The organism is Paenibacillus monticola (assembly GCF_009664975.1).
GTDB classification, from domain to species: Bacteria; Bacillota; Bacilli; order Paenibacillales; family Paenibacillaceae; genus Paenibacillus_AQ; species Paenibacillus_AQ monticola.
The window spans coordinates 64796-85076 of record NZ_WJXB01000001.1 but is presented as its reverse complement, the minus strand read 5'-3'; the positions used below and the strand labels follow the sequence as shown (position 1 = coordinate 85076).

At 46.3% G+C, this 20281-nt stretch carries 20 protein-coding genes and 2 pseudogenes; 8 read left to right on the top strand and 14 right to left on the bottom strand.

Annotated features, from left to right (window positions below; all coding sequences use genetic code 11):
- Positions 1-85: 85 nt before the first annotated feature.
- Both GJB61_RS00420 and GJB61_RS00415 read right to left on the bottom strand, forming a co-directional pair.
- Positions 86-1462, bottom strand: a complete 1377-nt coding sequence (locus GJB61_RS00420) for a sensor histidine kinase (RefSeq protein WP_229521387.1) — start codon at positions 1460-1462, stop codon at positions 86-88.
- Positions 1463-1482: 20 nt separating this feature from the next.
- Positions 1483-2181: a response regulator transcription factor gene (locus GJB61_RS00415; RefSeq protein WP_338115624.1), complete on the bottom strand. Its 699-nt coding sequence runs from the start codon at positions 2179-2181 to the stop codon at positions 1483-1485.
- A 427-nt stretch (positions 2182-2608) separates the two neighbouring features.
- On the opposite strand from GJB61_RS00415, the pseudogene GJB61_RS00410 reads away from it, so the two are divergent.
- Positions 2609-2773, top strand: a pseudogene (locus tag GJB61_RS00410) (GyrI-like domain-containing protein); the annotation flags it as partial.
- A gap of 285 nt (positions 2774-3058) precedes the next feature.
- Here the strand turns inward: GJB61_RS00410 and GJB61_RS00405 are convergent.
- Positions 3059-3508 (bottom strand): hypothetical protein, encoded by a 450-nt coding sequence (locus tag GJB61_RS00405; protein ID WP_154116065.1) that lies wholly within the window; start codon positions 3506-3508, stop codon positions 3059-3061.
- Positions 3509-3850: 342 nt separating this feature from the next.
- Complete coding sequence (locus GJB61_RS00400) at positions 3851-4615, bottom strand: tetratricopeptide repeat protein (RefSeq protein ID WP_154116063.1); 765 nt, start codon at positions 4613-4615, stop codon at positions 3851-3853.
- 76 nt (positions 4616-4691) lie between these two features.
- Between GJB61_RS00400 and GJB61_RS00395 the strand changes: the two genes are divergently transcribed.
- The gene (locus GJB61_RS00395; RefSeq protein WP_154116061.1) at positions 4692-5192 is read left to right on the top strand and encodes a recombinase zinc ribbon domain-containing protein; all 501 of its coding nucleotides are present in this window, start codon (positions 4692-4694) and stop codon (positions 5190-5192) included.
- Positions 5193-5331: 139 nt separating this feature from the next.
- Here the strand turns inward: GJB61_RS00395 and GJB61_RS00390 are convergent, their stop codons facing one another.
- The 6 genes and pseudogenes from GJB61_RS00390 to GJB61_RS00365 form a co-directional block, all read right to left on the bottom strand.
- A complete protein-coding gene (locus GJB61_RS00390) occupies positions 5332-6258 on the bottom strand; it encodes an ADP-ribosylglycohydrolase family protein (RefSeq protein WP_154116059.1) in 927 nt (308 codons plus the stop codon).
- Complete coding sequence (locus GJB61_RS00385) at positions 6255-6614, bottom strand: hypothetical protein (RefSeq protein ID WP_154116057.1); 360 nt, start codon at positions 6612-6614, stop codon at positions 6255-6257. The genes GJB61_RS00390 and GJB61_RS00385 overlap by 4 nt, the downstream gene beginning before the upstream one ends.
- A gap of 113 nt (positions 6615-6727) precedes the next feature.
- Complete coding sequence (locus tag GJB61_RS00380; protein ID WP_154116055.1) at positions 6728-7726, bottom strand: Gfo/Idh/MocA family protein; 999 nt, start codon at positions 7724-7726, stop codon at positions 6728-6730.
- Between the two features lie 98 nt (positions 7727-7824).
- Positions 7825-8175 (bottom strand): DUF1648 domain-containing protein, encoded by a 351-nt coding sequence (locus GJB61_RS00375; RefSeq protein WP_154116053.1) that lies wholly within the window; start codon positions 8173-8175, stop codon positions 7825-7827.
- 63 nt (positions 8176-8238) lie between these two features.
- A pseudogene (locus GJB61_RS00370) lies at positions 8239-8370 on the bottom strand (nucleoside triphosphate pyrophosphohydrolase); the annotation flags it as partial.
- A gap of 269 nt (positions 8371-8639) precedes the next feature.
- Entirely contained in the window at positions 8640-9365 is a 726-nt protein-coding gene (locus tag GJB61_RS00365; protein WP_154116052.1) for a YceI family protein, read from the bottom strand.
- A gap of 482 nt (positions 9366-9847) precedes the next feature.
- Here GJB61_RS00365 and GJB61_RS00360 point away from each other — a divergent pair, with 482 nt between their 5' ends.
- The 5 genes from GJB61_RS00360 (at position 9848) to GJB61_RS00340 (ending at position 14841) form a co-directional block, all read left to right on the top strand.
- On the top strand, positions 9848-10528 hold the full coding sequence (locus GJB61_RS00360; RefSeq protein ID WP_154117250.1) for a response regulator transcription factor: 681 nt from the start codon (positions 9848-9850) through the stop codon (positions 10526-10528).
- Positions 10516-11913: a HAMP domain-containing sensor histidine kinase gene (locus GJB61_RS00355; RefSeq protein WP_154116050.1), complete on the top strand. Its 1398-nt coding sequence runs from the start codon at positions 10516-10518 to the stop codon at positions 11911-11913. Before GJB61_RS00360 ends, GJB61_RS00355 begins: the two co-directional genes overlap by 13 nt.
- Before the next feature lie 72 nt (positions 11914-11985).
- The gene (locus GJB61_RS00350; RefSeq protein WP_154116048.1) at positions 11986-12483 is read left to right on the top strand and encodes a hypothetical protein; all 498 of its coding nucleotides are present in this window, start codon (positions 11986-11988) and stop codon (positions 12481-12483) included.
- A gap of 167 nt (positions 12484-12650) precedes the next feature.
- Positions 12651-13298: a hypothetical protein gene (locus GJB61_RS00345; protein ID WP_154116046.1), complete on the top strand. Its 648-nt coding sequence runs from the start codon at positions 12651-12653 to the stop codon at positions 13296-13298.
- Between the two features lie 85 nt (positions 13299-13383).
- Entirely contained in the window at positions 13384-14841 is a 1458-nt protein-coding gene (locus GJB61_RS00340; RefSeq protein WP_154116044.1) for an amidase family protein, read from the top strand.
- A 74-nt stretch (positions 14842-14915) separates the two neighbouring features.
- Here GJB61_RS00340 and GJB61_RS00335 read toward each other — a convergent pair whose 3' ends face one another.
- Positions 14916-15473 (bottom strand): SLOG family protein, encoded by a 558-nt coding sequence (locus tag GJB61_RS00335; protein WP_154116042.1) that lies wholly within the window; start codon positions 15471-15473, stop codon positions 14916-14918.
- Positions 15474-15625: 152 nt separating this feature from the next.
- Here GJB61_RS00335 and GJB61_RS00330 point away from each other — a divergent pair, with 152 nt between their 5' ends.
- The gene (locus GJB61_RS00330; RefSeq protein WP_154116040.1) at positions 15626-16285 is read left to right on the top strand and encodes a hypothetical protein; all 660 of its coding nucleotides are present in this window, start codon (positions 15626-15628) and stop codon (positions 16283-16285) included.
- An 83-nt stretch (positions 16286-16368) separates the two neighbouring features.
- On the opposite strand, the gene GJB61_RS00325 is transcribed toward GJB61_RS00330, so the two are convergent.
- The 3 genes from GJB61_RS00325 to GJB61_RS00315 all read right to left on the bottom strand — a co-directional run bounded on the left by GJB61_RS00325 (position 16369) and on the right by GJB61_RS00315 (position 20233).
- Positions 16369-17469: a hypothetical protein gene (locus GJB61_RS00325; protein ID WP_154116038.1), complete on the bottom strand. Its 1101-nt coding sequence runs from the start codon at positions 17467-17469 to the stop codon at positions 16369-16371.
- 323 nt (positions 17470-17792) lie between these two features.
- The gene (locus GJB61_RS00320; protein WP_154116036.1) at positions 17793-18146 is read right to left on the bottom strand and encodes a VOC family protein; all 354 of its coding nucleotides are present in this window, start codon (positions 18144-18146) and stop codon (positions 17793-17795) included.
- A gap of 47 nt (positions 18147-18193) precedes the next feature.
- On the bottom strand, positions 18194-20233 hold the full coding sequence (locus GJB61_RS00315) for a beta-galactosidase (protein WP_338115623.1): 2040 nt from the start codon (positions 20231-20233) through the stop codon (positions 18194-18196).
- Between the last annotated feature and the right edge of the window lie 48 nt (positions 20234-20281).

The window sequence follows — 20281 nt, the reverse complement described above, 5'->3', positions numbered from 1 at the left end:
ATAAATTAAATTATTTAATCTTATAAGGTCATTATAGGGAAACGATTTATTATTGTAATAACAGACTTGTATCATTCTTGTAACTTCACAGCAACGGAAGAGCGATAGAGACTGTGGTTCCTGCATTAATTTTGCTTTCAATGCTCAAATGCCCGTTGAATTTCTCGGCTATTTCTTTGCACATGGGCAGGCCAAGTCCTGATCCTTTGGCAGTATTTGAATTCCTGGCTCTGTAGAACCTTTCCTGAACCCGTGCAATCTCATCCTCGTCGATCCCAATACCCTGATCACTTATTTGTATGAACGCTTCATTCTGCCTGATAAACGTTTCAATTCTTATCTGCGTGTTAGGATTGGAATACTTTATGGCGTTGTCCAGAATATTCGCAATGGCATGTGACATCAATATTTGATTTACATATACGAATGCCGGTTTACCCGGCTTAATGTCCAGCTCTATATCCTTATTCTCGGCTTTTGCTCTCATATCTGCTGCCACTTGATCGGTTAATTTAGATAAATCGGTCTTTTCCATGCCGATCCCCTCCAGACCTGCCTTGTCAAACCGGGATAGCATTAATAACTCATTTATGAGCAGGGTAAGCCGATCTGATTCATTTACAAGATGAAAATAGATCTTTTGCAAATCCTCATCCTCATTTTCGCTCTCATATAAATATTGGGAGAATCCCCGGATAGCGGCGAGCGGTGTTTTCAATTCATGAGATACGTTAGAGACAAACTGCTTCTGATACTGTATATAGTCGCTCAGCTGAATACCCATCCGGTTTAATCCCGCCGCAAGCATCCCTAGCTCATCATTCCTGTTCAATTGTACCTGCTGGAACTGCTGTTTGGAGAAGCTCTCTGTAGCACCAAGCAGATATTTAATCGGTTTTGTCGTATTACGGGCAATGAATAAACTAGAAAGAGTGATCAGAACAAGAAAGCCCCCTGCGCCAACAAACAGGATATAACGGATTTTGTCCATGATATCGTAAAAGTAAGAGATGTCCTCCACGAACTCGAACACGAAAATATTCTGATAATACATATCTTGAATGGGTATGGCAAAATACAGCATATGATTATCAGTGACCGTGTAAGAATAATTCCCCTTTAGGGCATTCTGAATATTCCCCTCAAAAATCAAGGGTTTCCCATTATTAATGATGATTCCATCTACCGCTAGTCCCAACAGCTTCTGATTGCTGTCATAGATCCGCACTTCCTTACCTGAAGCCTTTAACGTTTCAAGAGCGCTTCTCGGCACATCCGAGACTTGCGCCTCAACAGATGATTTTTCATACTTTGCCAGTATCTCTCTAAATGATAATTCGCATAAATCCGCCTTTTCCATCATTTGCTTTTCTATGGTCACGAAGCTGAAGTAATCGATAGCTTTATTGACTGAAATAATAATAACGGCAAAAGACAACACCGAAAAAAATAAATAATTCAACAAAAGCCGGGTTGCATATTTCAGACGGAGCCACCTCCAAGCTGATAACCAAATCCGTAAATGGTCTTGATGTATTTTGGACTTTCGGCGTCATCCTCCAGCTTCTTCCTTAACCGCATGATAGTCATATCTACGCTGCGGCTGTCCCCCAAAAAATCATATCCCCATACGATCTCCAGCAGTTCATCTCTTGTGAAGATTTTCCCCGGCCTTCTCAGCAGCGTTTCCAGAATTTTAAATTCCTTTGCCGTCAGCGAAATTGGAATTCCGTTTCTAAGCACCACTCTGGTTTCCAGATCGAACGCCAGTTCTTCATGATTAATCCGAGTTTCTTCGTCACTTTTTTTGGGATCGATATTCTCATATCTTCTAAGCACAACTTTGATTCTGGCAATGAGTTCCCGGTTATCAAAAGGTTTGGTAATGTAATCTTCTGCCCCAAGCTCAAGTCCTAATACTTTATCTATGATTTCATTCTTTGCCGATAGCATAATAACAGGAATCGCTTGTTTCTTAATAATTTCCTTGCAGAGATCATAGCCGGAGTAGTCCGGCAGCATTAAATCCAGTACAACCAAATCCGGCTGAAAGGCACCCAGCGCTTTAAGTCCCGTACTGCCATTCTCTGCGGTCTGCACCCGAAAGTTTTCTCTTTTGAGCACAAGCTCAATTAAGTCTCTAAGGGCCACTTCATCATCAATCACGAGAATTTTTTTCACTTGATCCCTCCTCCCCCAAGCAAGTATGGGTATTCGTTTGCCGCCTGCCAAAGGTCAGGTTTAGTTCCTTCACTTCTATTATTAACACTATATAGCGGGTTAACCGCCCAGCCCATGAAGTCATTATAGCGCAGCAACAAAAGAAATCATTCAATAAAGAGTTCAGACTGGAAAGGGGACAAATCAATGTATCTGATCTGGGGGGTTAATTGTCGGTGAGATCATCGGCTGGTTAAGCGGCAATTTGATCGACCGGACGTTACGGGAGGTGTTCTGGAGCATGTTTGGGCATAACAAACAAGGCGAGAAATCTTCTTACATGATCAGTTATTTTTTGCCCCAAAGCGGCTTGCCGGATGGGTTTGAACAGCTTCAAATCCCCCCTCAAACCTAAGCAACTTTCTCAACCGGCCTCTACCCCGACGGACAGAGTGGTATTCATGATTTGTGGAAGCGTATTTGGGGGGAATGGTTTCCGAGCTCTAATTATGAATCCACAGATGGTCCTGAGTTCGAAATGACTTACGAGCGAGCCAACAACATGTATGAAATGGAAGTTTGGATCCCTGTCGTTAAAAAGTCCGCATCTTAGAACAAAGAGCAACACTAGTGACTACCACTACGTGTTGCTCTTTTTATGGGAAGTGATGAGGATGTTGTTCAACTCAAACAACGTAAATGGATGTACCCTACTCACATTTCCTTCTCGTGTGGCCAAGCATATTCAAACCCATGCCCCGTAAGGAATTCTCCCAAAAACTTGCCCTTGCTTATGATAAGGGTCACCGTAATATATCTAAGCACAAAGTTCAATTGGACCACAAAATATACATCTCCATATAAAACAAAGCTACTCCTGAAAAAAGGAGTGGTTTCTTTATTGATTCTTTGTATCCCACTCAAGATTGCTTTTCCAGTCAGACCACAATGACTTTATCTTATTAACTATCCACTCTCCACCAAACGTTATTGTTCCTTCATGAGAAGCATAGATAATCCAATTCATATTCTGCGAAGTCCAAAACCCCTCACCGCCTGTGAAATCGCCATTGTAGCAATAATAAGGGTACAAATCTGAAAGCTGTATATTATAAGTCTCACCTGTTTCTAGAAATTCTATCACCTGCTCAACTCCATGGCGCTTAAGCAACGTAATAATATCATTTAGCTTTTCTTTACTTTCTATATATTCGGAATTAAAAGCAATAAGGTCTTCTCTACTGCAATCAAATAATGGATACCAATAAGGTTGTCTTATATCCCAGATTCGTTCCATATCTTTCCTCAAATTTATAGAAACCTCTTCTGGAATTATCACCTTTTGCAAGAGAATCCCTCCTTTATGCTCTCTTTTAGACTTACGCTTGGACAATGGTAACTGTTGCAATTCCCTTTCCAGCCCAAAGATTAAAACTATAACCCGTTATATGTTTTGTTATCCTTACTAAGACAGTCCATGTGTCGCCATAAAAAGTCTTATCCCCAATTGCTCCGAAGTTTACAACTATGTCTCGAATCCATTCATTAACTTGTCTGGGAGAGGGTCTTTGTACCACTTGATAATGGTTTTTACAAACCTTCGCTCCACAATTTATCCTCCTATCTATTGCTTGGTATTTGCATAAGGCACTGTTCCTTTCAATGAAATTGCTCTTTTATGCTAACCCCTTTACTTATGTAATCGTTCACTAACCGCCCTGATTCCCTTTAAGGCACGTTCATTATTAGGTTCAATCTCCAACACCTTATTAAGCCACTTTAGTGCCTGTTGGAAATCGTTTAATTTGAAGTAGGCATATGCCATTTCATTTAGATTCTCTATATCGCTAGGTTTATTTTCGTAAACTTTTTCAAAATAGGGGATAGCATCACCAAATTGTTTAAGCGAACATAAGATACATCCCTTGTTCCACAATGCATCAAGACAATCTTTGTCGAGAAGATAAGCTATATCAAACTGCTTCAATGCCTTTTCCTTATCATCTAAGCGCCAATATATCACACCCAAATTCAAATGCGTTTCAGCTTGTTCATGGTCGATCTCCAACGACTTCTCATAGTATTGTTTAGCTATTTCGTATTCAGCAGTCTTTTCGTAATACACGCCAAGATAATAGTAAGCATCTTGATTATTAGGGTTAGCCATAATTGCTCTGTTTAGATATGGAAGGGTTTCTGTATAATTACCCAACTTTAAGTAAGCACGACCTTTATTAAAAAGTAATCTTTCCCATGCAGGACTTATTTTTAGCGCTTTATCCAACAACTCTATTGCCTGTTGAGGATTACCTAACTGAATTTGGCAACACGCCATATAATTAAGGCAATCAGCTCTGTTTTCTACCTCATTAACATAAGCTAATTCAAATTTTTCATATGCTTCTTGGTAAAATCCATTAGAATACAGTTCGTCGCCTTGTTCAAATAAGTTCAAAATTACCTTCCACCTCTAAATAAAATCGCGTTTTTTTACCTGGGGATTCTTAGTTCTCAAATATATTTTCTCAATATTGTCCAAGAGAAGAGCAGGTAAGAATGAACACTTTACTCTTGCCCAAGGGGAACACGAACCTATTATTGATATGATTATTTGGGAGAAAGCCAAGTCAATGAACGAAATGAAATCTCATAAGCCAACAAAGACCTTCCACGGACACTTCCCACTTACAACGCTATTGCGTTGTCCAATGTGTGGACACGGAATGATTGGGCATAGAACTAAAAACTCGATAGGTGAATACATCCGTTATTATCAATGTGCAACTTTACGTTTAAAAGGCTCTGCGGTATGTAAGACCAATTTGGTAATGGCAGATGAAGCTGAAGCTTTCGTCTTTAAGAGAATCGAACAGAAGAAGGATACAGCGTATGAACTCAACAGACCAACTATAAAAGAGATTTCTTTTGAGCAGGTTCACCAAGTCTTAGCAGACTTTTCAACCGTCATAACAAAGGTTGAACCAGTGAAACAAAGGACTTACTACACTCAATTATTAACAAGATCACCTTAAATCTTGGAAACAATCCCGAACAGCGGAGCGTCAAGGACATTGAATTATTCTTTGACGCTTCAATTAGCGATGACTTTGTGCTTACTTATGGTACGGTTCATTCATCGTATAATAACCAAGCACTCCAAAATTCCTCAACTCAACCCCCAGCCCGCTCCCCAAACAACCGCCCCGCATAATCCTCAATCAGCTCACCCATGGCAAGCTTCTCTCTCCACTTTGCCGGGATGCCGCTGAGCCCATAATAGGCTCCGGCGATTTGGCCGTACACTGCGCCGGTGGTGTCGGCGTCGTCGCCTAGATTGACGGCGAGCAAGGCACCTTCGGCAAAGCTTGTGGATTTATGAAAAGCCCACATCGCCGCTTCCAGTGATTTCACAACATACCCTGAGCCTTTAATGTCAGGCGGTTCTTTGACTTTATAGGAACCATCCAGAATGTTCTGGATGCTGCGACCCAGTTTTCCCTCCTGCAGCCATTCACGGTAAGCGTGCAGCTCCAGAACCTCTTGCTTGCTCTGGCCATGCAGGCCAGCGAGGATGTAAGCGGCCATTAGGCGGCAGGCGTCAAAACATTCCTTGGCAGCATGCGTTGTTCTTGAGCTTCGCACGGCATACTCCAGCGCCTTGGCCGGCTGCTCTGCAAAGTACATGACTACAGGCGCCAAGCGCATGATAGAGCCATTGCCGGCTGCGCGGGGGTCCTCTGATCCGCTGTAACCTTCGCCAGTAGCTTCAAAGTGCTGCAGTGCAGAACGTGTGGAGTTTCCGATATCGAAGCACACGCCGGTGCTGCTCAAATAGCCTTCGCGGAACCATTTTATGTATCTCTCCATTTGATCGACGGGATCAAAATCATGTTTCTCTAGCAGGCTTTCCGCCAAGCAGAGCGCCATTGAGGTATCATCGGTCCATTGTCCTGGTTGCAGATCGAATACCCCACCACCGACAATATCCTCTACTGGCGCAAAGGTTCCGGGTGGTTCGAATTCTACAGTTGTTCCCAGAGCGTCTCCAATAGCCAAGCCGTTTAAGCAGCCTTGATAGCGATCCAGATGTAATGTCATTTCGCTGTTCTCATATTCTTTTTTCTATACTTGGCTCCAATACTGTTACTTACAATTGCAATGACTCCATAGGCAACGGAATAGAACTGGGCACTGGTGTTGCCGTCAAACACCAGAAATACCGACAAGGCAAACAACAGCGCGGGAAGCAGGCAAAGGGCAATATTGAAGCCTTGATGGAGGCCCGCCTCCGCATTAAGAATCATAACCGCCGCTGGATTGACCATAAGCAAAAGCAGCAGCAAGGTTCCTAGATCGTTCATGATATGGCTATGATTCTGGATATAGGGAATCAGAAAGAACAGTACAAGATAGAATCCTGTATGAACTAGTACTCTTTTGTATAAGGGACTCATCAAAAGCATCCTCCAATGGAAATATAGTCTAGTTTATATGTAATAACCCCCGGAGCCATGCGGCTTAATCATCCGGGGGTTGCTCTTACAAGAATCGATCAAAGGGCTGTAAATTATTCACCAGGATAGGTGAGTCCCCATGAGGCACGAATTTGATCCAGCAGCTTCATGATCGCCAGGGACTCATCGAGCGTGATTGCCTGACTTTCGGTAAGTCCTGCCTGCAGACAACGTCCAACTTCCTCAGCTTCAAAAGCATATCCGATGGATAAGCGGTCATCTACAAAGGTCTCCACGATCTCATCCCCCACATAAAGCACGGCCGATCTTGGATTCACTACATTCTCAGGAAGAACAATACGTCCCTCTGTACCGTAGATCTGAGCGTCCTCCTGCAGATTCAGCCGTATTCCACCGTTCAGCGATGCGGTTCTGCCCCCGCCGTAGGATAACAACAGCGAGAAGTGCTCGTCCACTCCGGTCTCACCAATATGTACTGTACTGGATATAGACTCCGGGTTAGCTCCAAAAATCATGGAAGTAAATGAAATGGGATAGATGCCGACATCCAGCAGTGCGCCGCCTCCAAGCTTAGGATTAAGCAATCTGCCTTCCGGATTCCACTCCGAACGGAAGCCTAAGTCAGCTTCTATCAAACGAACATCACCAATCCGGTCAGCGGCCAGCCACTCTTTAATCTTGATAATAGCCGGGATGCAGCGCGCCCACATGGCTTCCATCAAGAAGAGCTTTTGCTCACGGGCGTACGCAACAATCTCTTCGAGCTCTCCGCTATTGACGGTAAAGGGCTTCTCGCATAATACGGCTTTGTCGGCACGCAGTGCCAGCAGCACATTATCTTTATGGAAAGGATGGGGAGTCCCGATATAAACAGCATCCACTTCCGGGTCATTCACTAAATCCTCATAGGTTGCATAAGCAACGGGGACTCCGTGATTCTTGGCAAATTCATCCGCACTTTCCTGAGTGCGTGATCCCACTGCATAAGCTACACCGTTGCTAGCATGTGCCAGATCCGTTACGAATTGGTGGGCGATCCAACCGGTGCTGAGGATACCCCATTTTACCTTGTAAGCGTTATCCGTAGTCATTAAAGTCTTCCTCCCCAATATTATGCATAGTCTATTTGATTCTATCAAAGTGGCTGACAGAAGCAAGAAGAAATGGCCGTGCCATCATCCTGCTTCGCTTATACCATACTCATCAAAGCATAGATACTAATGGCCGCGAGTACTAGGGTTACGAACATCGTTGCTGCATTCCATATGCGACTTACCACGGCAAGATTCTCAATATAGCTACGCAAAAAAACCTTGCGCAGGAGCACCTGCAGCAGCTTCATAAAGACGAATCCTAACACCCCGATTCCACTCAGCAGAACAACCTCAATATTCGCTTTCATAACAAACCTATCTGCTATGGACCCTCTATAATGGATCGGAACAATGTCCGGCATACTAGGGTACAGATAGATGTAGAAAATAAAAGGTAAGATGGCAGCCAGACAGCATATAATCAGCGTGGGCTTGCTTTTGAACATTAGGGTATCCTCCTTGCCGTTTAAAATAATAGCTACTCCTGTAGCTCATCCGCCACATCCAGCTTCTTCCTTCAATTTAGTACGCAGCTGTTCTATATATTCTTCGGTATCCAGTATCCTTGTTCGGAGTGTTTTTCCTTGTGCCGCAATTATCTCTGGAATCCCGTCACGCACCAGCTTTTGATAGATAGGCATTTGGCATCTCCCTTCTATTGATAAGACTCTTGCAGCAGTTGTTCTACAAAGGGGATATCCGCCGCCGGGCAATCAATAGCTGTCCATCTCCATTATGTATAATTGCCGCCGCTACTTCCATCAGGAAACTTACCTCTATTCTGTATACCCTATAATACACAGGAATGATTGAATTGTTTCTCTGAGGAGGCTGGAATGGACATGCAAAAGAGACGCCTGCCTTAACCGAATTGGCTAAGCAGGCGCCCCTTATATTTATAAACTGTCCATTATTTCGTCAGTACAAGCTCCAGACTTACCAGCAGATTGTTCTCTGCATCCAGCACAATAGAGTGAGGGCTGGTCATCCCGAAATCAGCAAAGGTTACAGTCGTCGTTCCTGACAGCAGCAGCTGTCCACCACTATACATGGCTTGCGTAGCAAAGGTGACGTCCTTAGCAATTCCTTTTACAGTAAGTGTCCCCTGCATTTCAACCGGTACTGCGGTTCCTTCTGTCCATTCCGCTGGCAACTCAGAGAATGACTTCACCACGAAGGTAGATGTGGGATTAGCGGCAACCGCCAGGAAATCGTCTCCTTTTACATGCTCGTCTCTTTGGCCGTTGCCGGAATCCAGAGCGCTCATATCAACGGTTCCTTCTCCAGTCATCGAGGTGATATCGTCCAGATTTACTGTCCAGCTGCCTTTAACGGAATTGTCTACGAAGTTCACGGTTTCTTGCGAGGTCGTTACGGACCAATATACTTTAGACGTGTCGCCTATCGTCCAGTCTCCATTTAATTGCTCTGCTGTAACCGTCGCTCCACCCACCGATTCTGTACTAGCATTCGTAGCGGCTGGCGAGTCTGCGGCTTCTGTCCCTTGTGTCTGAGCAGGAAGCACGGATTCGATCTCAACATTATTGCCCATAGACTTATTCAGCCATGAATAACCTGAAATGATTCCTACGATGATAACTCCGGCAGCGATCATGGCTATTGTTTTTTTCTTCATCCTGTTTCCTCCATCCGAATTCTTTGTATTGTGCAAGGTCGTTCCTCATTCTAGCAAAACAATATGTCGGGAAGAAGTCGAAGCATCATTGGCTGTCTTGTGGTAAACTTGTCGTAATTTTAGGCAACATTTCAGGGCTCATAATCAAAATTAGCGGTTGATAAATTCGAGCGAAGACACTAATGAGGCAAACATATAATACCTGAATAGTTGCAGTTCAAATCTGACGGACTGTAGCGCCGCTATTTCACTTTTGAAGGGGTTTGGGAACAGGAAGCGGACTCAGAATACGCTATTGAAGCAAGAATAGGTACTTGGGGGAGAAAATTGGGTCAATAGCGTCCCTGGTGTCCGTCAAATTCCCAAATCGCCTGATTTCGAACAAATAGGAGCTTCTGAGTCCGGTTCACTGGGTCAACCTCTGATTTGGAGAAATAGAGCCCATTTCAGAGAAGAATAACTTTTAGGAGACTCCTATGAATATGAAATCCATTCTGATAGTCGAGGACGAAGAAGCGATCGCTAGAGTCCTCAGTGCCTATCTCAAAAAAGCAGGCTTCAGTGTCACCCGGGTTGCGGATGGTATAGCAGCGCTGGAAGCCTTTGCGGAATCTCCTCCGTCGCTTATCCTGCTCGATATTATGCTGCCAAATATGGACGGCTTCGAACTGCTGGGCTTGATCCGGGAGAAGAGCAGCTGTCCGGTGATCATGCTGACCGCAAAGGACGGCATTAACGACCGGCTGGCGGGGCTCGACGGCGGGGCTGACGATTATATGTCTAAGCCTTTTATTCCTGAGGAAGTAGTAGCCCGTGTGAATGCGGTGCTGCGCCGCCCCTCGCAGTGGTCAGATGGCAGCCGCAAGCGGCATTTCGGCAGCTTATTTATCGACTACAGCGCGCGCTGCCTCTTTCTGAACGGAGCCGAGGTCAACCTCAGTCCTCGCGACATGTCCGTGCTGTTATTCTTAGCCGAACGGCCGAATCAGATTTGTACAAGAGAACAGCTAATCGAGCATGTGTGGGAGATGGATTACGAAGGAAGTGACCGGGCGGTGGACCTGTCCATCAAAAGACTGCGTCAAGCGCTGTCACACTGGCCGGCAAACGAGGGAGAGATTCGTACACTAAGAGGGACGGGGTACCAATTATGGACAACCTAAAGAAGCGCACCTCCATCCTCTCCTACTGGACGGTCAGATACCTGTTGATCATTAGTGTTGGTCTGCTGCTCACCGCGCTGACTACCTTCTGGTGGATTCAACAAGAAGCGATGGATAACCGTATGCAGACCACCGGCCTCTTAGCGCAAGAGATTGCCGACCGCAGTGTTAGCGCGAGTGGCACGATTGAGATCAGTCAGAATCTAGGGGAACTCATTGAGGACCGGAAGCGGTTCTTCAAATTAACCGTGGAAATGTGCGTCATTATTACAGATAAGCAGGGGCAGATGTTGTACTCCATGCCGCCGCTGACTGAGAACCAGATGCGGTCGAAGATTAAAGACAGCTTGAGTGATTCTCGTAACTCAGAGTACAAGGGTGCCGTCGCCCCCATCAAAGCGGATAATGAGGTCTTGGGTGAGGTTATCGTTATGCAATCCAAGAAATCGCTGCGCCATATCCCGCAGGATGAAATCATCTTCTTCTCGATCATCCTGCTCTTTCTGATCATCTTGAGCTGGCTGACGATCTACCTCTTATCCCGCAAGCTTGCCAAGCCAATTCAAAGAGTGGCGGCAGCAGCCGTCCAGATCAGCAGCGGCCAATATAATATTGTGCTGGAAAAAGGGGCCAAGGAGCGGGAAATTCATGAGTTAATCGTCTCCTTTCAGGAAATGGCGGGCAAATTACAGCAATTCGAGCAGTCCCGGGCCGTCATGCTGGCCGGAGTCTCCCATGAGCTAAAGACTCCGGTAACCTCTATCAAGGGTCTCGTGCTTGCTGTCCGCGAAGGTGTAGTTGAAGGCGAGGAAGCAGAGGAATTCCTCGATATCGCTCTGCTGGAGGTGGGCAGGCTGCAGCATATGGTTGCCGATCTGCTGGATTACAACGCCCTCACTGCCGGCATTGTATCCGTTCGCCACGATAGGCTGGCCGCTGTTCCGCTGCTCTCGGAGATTGTCTATCAGTGGAAGCTGACACAGGAAGAAGATGTCTGTGAACCCGTCCTGCTAATGCCGCAGAAGCCCTTATTTGTCCGGGGAGATCCGCTGCGTATTCAGCAAATCATTGTCAATTTGCTGAACAACAGCGTGCAGGCAAAGGCGCAAGGCCGGAAGGTAGAACTCACCATCGAATTGCTTGAAACCATCGGGGAACAAGCTGCCATTCGGGTCACTGATAATGGAATTGGGATCGCACCAGGCAATAGAGAGCTTATGTTTGAAGCTTTCTTCCGCAGCAACAGCAAGAATACTACCCTGCGCGGATTGGGACTTGGCCTTACCTTCAGCCGACTGCTGGCCGAGTGTATGGGCGGAAGCCTCCATCTTGGAGACAGCCCGGAGCAGGGCTGCTGTATTGTTCTAACTTTGCCACTTGAGTAAGATCAGTGGTCTCGCGGGACTCCCGCATGTTATAATCATGTGCACAATGATAACCTGAACCGGAGGCTGTATATGCTTACATTTGAACAGAAATTAGCTATTCTGGATACCTACTCTGTACTTGAACGCAAGAACGTGTCCCTTGGACGCGTGAACTATCACTACGAGCAGAGCCAGCATGAGAAGAAAATAGTGGCGTTCCATCTCCACCCAAACGGCAACGGCTATGTATACGCAGGGTTGCTGCGAGGATATGAGACGGATGACAAGGGCTTCGTAAACATTCGCGAGTTGTCGGAAGCAGAGCTGCGGGAATTGCTTGATGCCTCCATCACCTCCATGTCCATACACATCCCGGAAGCTCCAGTGGTTAATAAAAGAAAAAAGAAGGCTGTTGTGGCCGAAGCAGATTCGCTCTGGGTTAACAGCGACGATGATACGCTGACCCTTAAACTGGAGGACGATTTGTGGTATGTCTATGCCGGTCTGAACCTGGAGATGGCCTTTGAAAGTATTGACGAAGCCAAGGAGTATCTGGCGGAAGAAGGCTTTACTCCGGCGCAGTCTTAAGTTGAACTAAATATTAAAGCCTCTAAGTCCGCGGTTTATTTGCGGGATTAGGGGCTTATTTGTTTAGAGATCGATTGCGGGAATCCTTTTTCATAGTAAATGACAGCTTGTTCGCTTATATTATATCCAGCACTCTATTCCCATATATTTCAGAAGGAGGATAATCTATGAATAACTCAGAACGTTGGAATGCGCTCTTGAAGGATGAACGTGTACAGCAAACCAGGCAGGTGGGCAAGCAGTATTCCAGGTTCTTTCTAAGCGCTCTTACACGTCCTTTCCGCACTATGAAAACGGTGGTTGCCGCTCAAGCCCTCTATGGCCTCATCACGATGGCTTTGGTGACGATATTATCTTCTTTTTATTTTCTAAGCTGGTTTATCAAGTTTGATCTTTCTCCTGTCTTTGGTCCCGGATTCCTGAAGCCGCTGCTCTTAACGGCCTTAGGAATTGCTGTTGCTTACGGCTTAACCTATGCTGTAATCCGGCTGGAGGAAATTCACTTAGACCCCAAATTGCTAGCTGCGAGATTCGGCACACTGCTGGTTCCGGCGGTGGCTTTACTGGTGTTGGCTATCTTTTTTATGATTTGCAGCCTATCCACTTTCTCTATCTATCTGCTGGTCTTGGCCTATCTCTTCATCTTTGTCGCCATCAATTCCGTAGTATTTCAGTATCCCGTGAATGCACTCGCTGGACGATTGGATATAACCTATACGCTGGTGATCGCCAATGCAGTTACCGGATTTATCTTTTATAAGCTCATCGTTTCGGTTATCGCAGGCGCTATTGGGAATATCTTCGGCAGTTTTTAGTGTAAGAAAGACTATGAAGACACCGCAAAATGTGGTTAGATTGAGGGGAAGGCCCACTCTTAGAGAGAAAGAAGCGTGAACCCACATGAGTTTTGAAATCGTAGAAGCGACGATACCGGAGATTCAGGCTGCTTTAGAGGCCGGTGAGATTACGTCACAACAATTAGTCCTCATGTATCTCGAACGCATAGCTGACCATGATAAGAACGGTCTTACCATTAACTCTGTGCTAGAGATCAACCCTGATGCCCTGTTTATCGCAGAGTCTCTGGATGTGGAGCGTTCATTGCAAGGGCCCCGGGGGCCGATGCACGGTATACCGGTATTAGTGAAGGACAATATTAATACAGGGGATAAAATGCATACCAGTGCGGGTTCGCTGGCCTTGGCGAATTCTTTTGCCGTAGAGGATGCGTTTATTGTTACACAACTCCGCGCAGCCGGAGCGATCATTATGGGCAAAGCCAACATGACCGAGTTCGCCAATTTCATGACCAACGGCATGCCTTCCGGCTTCAGCTCACGTGGGGGCCAGGTCCTTAATCCTTATAATATATCATCGCCGACAGGTGGCTCCAGCGCCGGTTCAGCAGTAGCTGTAGCTTGCAACTTCTGTACAGTATCCGTTGGAACGGAAACCTCCGGCTCGATCCTGAATCCCGGCAATCTCGGCTCTGTCATTGGAATTAAGCCTACAGTCGGCATGATTAGCCGCTCAGGCATCCTTCCGCTCTCCAATACACAGGACACCGCAGGCCCGATGGCCCGAACGGTTCACGATGCGGTATTGCTCCTAAACGCCATGCTCGGCAAAGACAGCAGCGATGCTGCCATGGGCACAAGCGTAGGCAGGCTGCATGAGGATTACACCGTCTTCTTGGACGAGAACGGACTTAAGGGTGCACGGATTGGCATTCCGCGTGATTATTATTTCGAGGAACTAACCGAAGAACAGCTAGCTCTCTTCAATGCTTCCGTGGAACTGATGAGAGCCCAAGGTGCGATCATCATTGACCCCGCCGATATCCGGACTGCACGAGAGATCAGTTATTCCTCCGTGGTGCTTAATGAATTCAAAATCTCCCTTAACGCCTACTTATCACGTCTAGGCCCGGGAGCACCGATGCGGACGTTAAGAGACATTATCGATTTCAATCATACCCGTCCCATGGAGACGCTAAAATATGGCCAGGTTACGCTCATGGATGCCGAATATGCTACTTCCGGCACCTTAACCGATCCACAATACCTGCGCGACCGCGCGACCGACTTGAAGCTGTGCAAGGAGCAAGGGATTGACGCAGTCATGAAGGAGCATAACCTTGACGCACTGCTCTTCCCGGCTGATTTCGGAGCCAGAATTACCTCCCGGGCCGGCTATCCGTCAATCGTAGTCCCTTCAGGTTACACTGCTGCTGGCGCCCCCTTCGGCGTTACCTTCTCGGCACAGGCTTACCAGGAACCGCTGCTGATTAAGCTGGCTTATGCCTTTGAACAACATTCCAAGGTTCGCAAGGCACCTTCGCTGCAGAGTTTCATCTGAAAGGTGTAGTAGCCTTTATAACCTAAATAAGCCCGAAACGGTGAGCTTCTCACACTCGTTCCGGGCTTATTTCTTCAGTCATACCCTCGTTGATTTTCTTCATCGGCAATATTCTGGATCTCATCCGAATGAATTAGAAAGAGGCCGTAGTCACTCTCCGTATGCAGCTTCAACGCTCTCGCCTTAAAGAATTTCGGGCTTCCTTCCGCAGCATCCTCATCATAAAAGAGTAAAATCCCGTCGCTTTTGCGGAACAGTAAATCATCTCTGGCCCGGAACTGCCAGCTGCCGTCATACGGTGCATTGCTGACCGCTCCGTAATAGTCTGCGCCAGCAACAATTCGCCGGTATTCGTTCTGCTTCTCTTCCTTCCACTTCTCCTCCGGTGCTGCGTGAGCTGTAATGATTCCCAACTTCAGCTCAGGGTACTTCTGCTTCAGCTCAAGCACCACCTCGCAGGCCCAAAGATCCACGCCATATTGGCCAGGCGTAATGATCCACTCTACTCCGTCCTCCACAAGCGGAACCAGCCTGTTCGCCAGTGCTTTTTTGATATAGGGAATACCCAAGTGCTTATTATCAAAAATACCGAGCTCATGTGCACGGTAGCCTGTTACTAGTAAGGTTTTCATGTGTTGCCTCTTTCCTTGAAGATTACTACTAATGCCATTATACAACAGAAAGGGGAACTATTTCTTTCTGCAACCTCCAGCTAATTTTCATCGTACTTTCAGAATTGATTGATATATTGTTCTCAAAACCATATCTTGGGAGGAATAGTCAAATGAAAAAATGTATACCGTTTATGATTTCCGGGGGCCTTCTGGCTTCTATATTGTTGGCGGGCTGCGGCACAAATACAAACACAAACACCAAAGTACAAACGGATGCTTCCGCAGCACAGCCAGTTCCTTCAGCAGGAGCCAATGAGAACGGCAACCCTAACAAAGCTATGAACATTGGCAAAATCAAGAGCATCAGTGGAAGCACGATCACGATTTATGCGGCGGATATGACTATGGCACCTGGGCAAAATGGAGGTGGAAACGGTACAGGGGTTCCACAGGGAGATCAGAGTGCGGCTCCACAAGGCAGTGCTGGTGGAGAACAAGGAACCGCTCCTGAAGGCGGAATGCAAGAAGGTAGTGGTGGACAAGATCGTGGAATGAGGGGCGGTGGTATGCAAGGTGGCAGAATGCAGCAGAACTTCTCTGCAGAAACCACAGACATTACAATCGGCGCTGACACCACTATTTCCTCTGTTACCTTCGACAACGGCTCACAGAAAGAAAGCACACTAAGCTTAGCAGACCTAAAGGCTGACGATATTATCCGCTATACGTTGAAGACAGATAGCACCGAAGCTGCGAGCATTACCTTAAATAATGGAAATCCTGGCGGTGGCATGGCGAGAGGAAACGACAGCACGACTAGTACCAATTAACGGCGAGCAGGCGTTAGTTCAAGAAAGAGGGCTACCACTTGGTAGTCCTCTTTCTTTTACCCCGTTATTATCAATGGATCGGCTTAATGTACCAACCTTTGTTTGGCGCTCCCAGAGACCAGCTCCTTGCTCATCTCCAGATAAGTATCACGCCAGCTCATAGAGAAGCCGCACTCCACACTCTCGGCAACAATCCCGATGATACGCAGTTTTCGAATGGCAGACACCCGCAGGAGCGACATCAAGGAATACAGTACAGAGACTATAAACTGATAGATTATAAATTCTTTTTGCTGATAATGTCTGAGAAATTGAGTATTCGAATAAAAGTCCCAGTGAAAATCATTGACTGCATCATAGTATTGAAAGAGGTCACTGCCTTGCCCCTGCTTGTCCAAGCTCAATTCTCCATCGTCATACCCCTGAGAGAGCACGGAGAGCAGGCAATCAATGAAAATCTGCATCCGTGTAAAAATATACTCCCGTTCATAGCTGCTCTCTGCGAATAACTGCACCCCTTGCGTGATAAATTGTTGCTCTTCCTCTGTACGGCCGAATAGTGTCTCCCAATTTCTGCGTGTAGTCTCTGCATATTTTCCGGTTAATTCCATTTGATTTTTGAAATATTCAAAGTTGGAACGCAGCGATAAGTAACTGAATTTCAGTCCGCCCTCACAGCGATTAACCGTAATCATAAACATTTTGGCGAATTCAATGTTTTGCTGTTCTTCGGTTAGTTCGCCCCATATATCATAAAGGTCAACCAATAGCTGGCTTTTCTGCAGTTCAATCTCATAATTAACATGAGGGCTGCCCAAGGGATTCCCATGTTGCAAGTCCTCACCTTCCTCTATTGTCACCACTCCATCCTTACGCAGCGGAAGATATTCTCCTGCATAGTCCTCTAGCTCCGCCACTTTACGAATGACAGCTTCAAATTTCGCATATTCATTGTGTCCCCTAGGACGGCTGTAACGAAAAGCTAATTGGCGGATCGTAGACTCAAGTCCATTGTCCCCGTCTGCAGCCGGATAGGTTACCTTCACATGAAAGCCATAGGTCCAACTCTTCTGCAGCACTACGTTCATTAGACTTCTTGCTTGAACAAAACGAATGACACCCTGTAAAAGATACGCGGTGGCTTCGCTGTCATATAAATAGCAATTAATTGATCGCAGCATCATTGCCCCCATCACTCCTACTGTTAGATTTCATAGATATGTACAACTTGTCCTTTTTAAACTTTTAACTTTACTTATTCACCTTAACATAGCCTTTTCATGGCTTCACCGAATACCGGATGTGGAAATCCGCTAAATTTTTGCGGTAATCCATGTCTTTTTGCGCTGCAAAATCTACAAAAACATCCCGAACCACTTTAGCAGTAGTTCGGGATGTTTTTTGTAAAATACAAGAATTTTATGCTTCACGCAATAATTTATCCTTATATTTCTCGAAGAAACGGCTTCGCCGTCCATAAAAGGACGGCGAAGCCGTTTCTTCTTGATTATTTATCATTTTCCAGCAATTCGGTCAGTACTTTCAATTCACTAAAGGTGTCGATATAGGCATACCGCCCGCCTGTGAATTCACCTTTTTGAATTAATGGCATATTCTTAGTGTGCAACAGTTCGATCTTCTCTTTCATCCCTTTAATTGAAAAAGCGATATGGTGGACACCTTCACCTTCCTTATCCAGGAAGTCCCGCCAAGTTGAAGGGTTGAATTCGGTCTGGGCAAGATCGACAGTGTCCGTCCAGAACCACTTCGGCTGCTCAATGCCAAAAAATTTGGCATAGCTTGCTGAAACCTTCTCGATGTCATTTACGATGATACCGATCTGTGTAACCAGTTGAGTCATTGTCCATCATTGATTTCTCCTTTTATAGGTACTTAGGAGCTCTTTGTTTAACCGTTCAACAGGGCGCCTTTCAATATCAGAACGCCTCGGCTTGGCACAACGACAGTGCCCTTAAGTTCCTCGCCGCCCAGAATATCCGTACGTACGGCAGTCCCAATATCCGCGCTTAATTCGCCTTCGGTATGGTTCAGCAGGAACAAATAGGACATTCCATCCTTCACACGCTGCACAGACTCGATGCCTGCTGGTGCAGATACAAGAGGCTGAATCCCCTGCTCTGCGCAAAGATTCGCCAGAAAACCTTGCAGGAATCTTGCTTCCGGACTAGTCGCTACATAATAAGCTTTACCTTCGCCAAAGCTGTTCACGGTAAGTGCAGGCATGCCTTTGTAGAAGTCCGTACCATACTGAGCCAATACTTCAGCACCTTCCGGGTGAATCAGGTCACAGAGCAGGTCGCAAGTATAAGATGTGCTCAGCGCGCCCCATTCCTTGTTCATCACTAATTCATTGCTCATTCCCGGCAACAGTGCATCGATTTCCTCTGACCATATGCCCAGCACTTTGCGCAGCTCTCCAGGGTATCCGCCTACGGTTACGAGATCATTTTCATTGACGATACCACTGAAATAGGTCGTAATGAACGTGCCGCCAGCTTGCACAAAGGCTTCTACCTTCGCGGCAAAACCCGGTTTGATCATGTACAGCACAGGTGCAATCACGATCTTATATTTGGACAAATTCTCTTCGACACTGATCATGTCGGCTTCGATATTTTGCTGATATAGGGCGTCATAATATTTATGCACTTCATTTACATAGTCCAGTGCAACGGAAGGTCCGCTTGATAGATCGAGCGCCCAACGATTCTCCCAATCATAAATAATTCCGATTTCTGCCTGTCCACGTGCATCCAGCAATTGACTCCCAAGCTGTTCCAGCTCTTTACCCAACTCTGCGCATTCACGGAAGACACGGGTATGCTCATGACCCACGTGCTCGATAACTGCACCATGGTACTTCTCACACGCACCGATGGAACGACGCAACTGGAAGAATAACACGGTGTCCGCACCACGCGCCACAGCCTGGTAGCTCCATAAGCGCATAACGCCCGGACGCTTAAGGCTGTTGTAGGGCTGCCAGTTCTGCTGGCTGGGTGTTTGCTCCATCAGCATGAACGGCTGGCCGTTCTTCAGTCCACGCATCAGATCATGTGTCATTGCCGTTAAGCTGACGGGGGTATCCAGTGAAGGGTAGTTGTCCCAGGAGATCACGTCCAAATGTTTAGCCCACTCGAAGTAGTCCAGCTCCGGATAGAAACCCATCAGGTTGGTCGTAACCGGAATGTTGGTGCTGTGCTCCTTGATCGCGTTATATTCAAGCTTGTAGCATTCTAACAGGCTATTAGACATAAATCGGCGATAGTCCAGTGAAATGCCCTGGAAGTTGGTGCGGTTGCCATTCCATTCTTCGCTTAACTCGTTTGGCACAACGATTTCTTCCCAGTCGTAAAAGGTATGGCCCCAGAAGCGAGTATTCCAGGCTTTATTCAACGTATCCAGCGTGCCATAACGTTCCTGCAGCCAAACCCGGAATGCAGCTGCAGACTGCTCAGAATAATCATAACCGCTAAATTCATTGGAAACGTGCCAAGCTACCAGACCCGGATGATCCTTATAGCGTTCAGCCAGCTTGCCTGCCAGCTTCGCGGCAAATTTGCGGAAGACTGGGCTATTCGGATTAGAATTATGGCGTCCGCCGAATTTACGCTTTCTGCCCTGCACATCTACACGGGTTACTTCAGGATAGCGGTGCGCCATCCAGGCCGGATGAGCGCCAGTAGCTGTAGCCAAACATACATAAGTCCCGTTCTTATATAATCTATCTATTAATTCATCCAAGGTAGAGAAATCATAAGTGTCTTCTGAGGGTTGAATCAGCGCCCAGGAAAAAACATTTATCGTAGCCACATCAATTCCTGCCAGTTTAAACATCCGTTCGTCCTCTGCCCACTCTGGAGCTTCCCATTGCTCGGGATTATAATCCCCACCGTACCAAATCTTCGGTAATTTATCGTTGATCACGCTGCGCACATCCTTTATAGTATAATTATATATTTATTGTAAACGGTT

Excerpts from the sequence above, each read along its gene's own strand:
- GJB61_RS00375 (WP_154116053.1), bottom strand. The coding sequence starts at position 8,175 with ATGTTCAAAAGCAAGCCCACGCTGATTATATGCTGTCTGGCTGCCATC.
- GJB61_RS00365 (WP_154116052.1), bottom strand. The coding sequence starts at position 9,365 with ATGAAGAAAAAAACAATAGCCATGATCGCTGCCGGAGTTATCATCGTA.
- GJB61_RS00350 (WP_154116048.1), top strand. The coding sequence starts at position 11,986 with ATGCTTACATTTGAACAGAAATTAGCTATTCTGGATACCTACTCTGTA.
- GJB61_RS00340 (WP_154116044.1), top strand. The coding sequence starts at position 13,384 with ATGAGTTTTGAAATCGTAGAAGCGACGATACCGGAGATTCAGGCTGCT.
- GJB61_RS00330 (WP_154116040.1), top strand. The coding sequence starts at position 15,626 with ATGAAAAAATGTATACCGTTTATGATTTCCGGGGGCCTTCTGGCTTCT.
- GJB61_RS00335 (WP_154116042.1), bottom strand. The coding sequence starts at position 15,473 with ATGAAAACCTTACTAGTAACAGGCTACCGTGCACATGAGCTCGGTATT.
- GJB61_RS00390 (WP_154116059.1), bottom strand. The coding sequence starts at position 6,258 with ATGACATTACATCTGGATCGCTATCAAGGCTGCTTAAACGGCTTGGCT.
- GJB61_RS00320 (WP_154116036.1), bottom strand. The coding sequence starts at position 18,146 with ATGACTCAACTGGTTACACAGATCGGTATCATCGTAAATGACATCGAG.
- GJB61_RS00345 (WP_154116046.1), top strand. The coding sequence starts at position 12,651 with ATGAATAACTCAGAACGTTGGAATGCGCTCTTGAAGGATGAACGTGTA.
- GJB61_RS00385 (WP_154116057.1), bottom strand. The coding sequence starts at position 6,614 with ATGAGTCCCTTATACAAAAGAGTACTAGTTCATACAGGATTCTATCTT.
- GJB61_RS00355 (WP_154116050.1), top strand. The coding sequence starts at position 10,516 with ATGGACAACCTAAAGAAGCGCACCTCCATCCTCTCCTACTGGACGGTC.
- GJB61_RS00360 (WP_154117250.1), top strand. The coding sequence starts at position 9,848 with ATGAAATCCATTCTGATAGTCGAGGACGAAGAAGCGATCGCTAGAGTC.
- GJB61_RS00325 (WP_154116038.1), bottom strand. The coding sequence starts at position 17,469 with ATGATGCTGCGATCAATTAATTGCTATTTATATGACAGCGAAGCCACC.
- GJB61_RS00380 (WP_154116055.1), bottom strand. The coding sequence starts at position 7,726 with ATGACTACGGATAACGCTTACAAGGTAAAATGGGGTATCCTCAGCACC.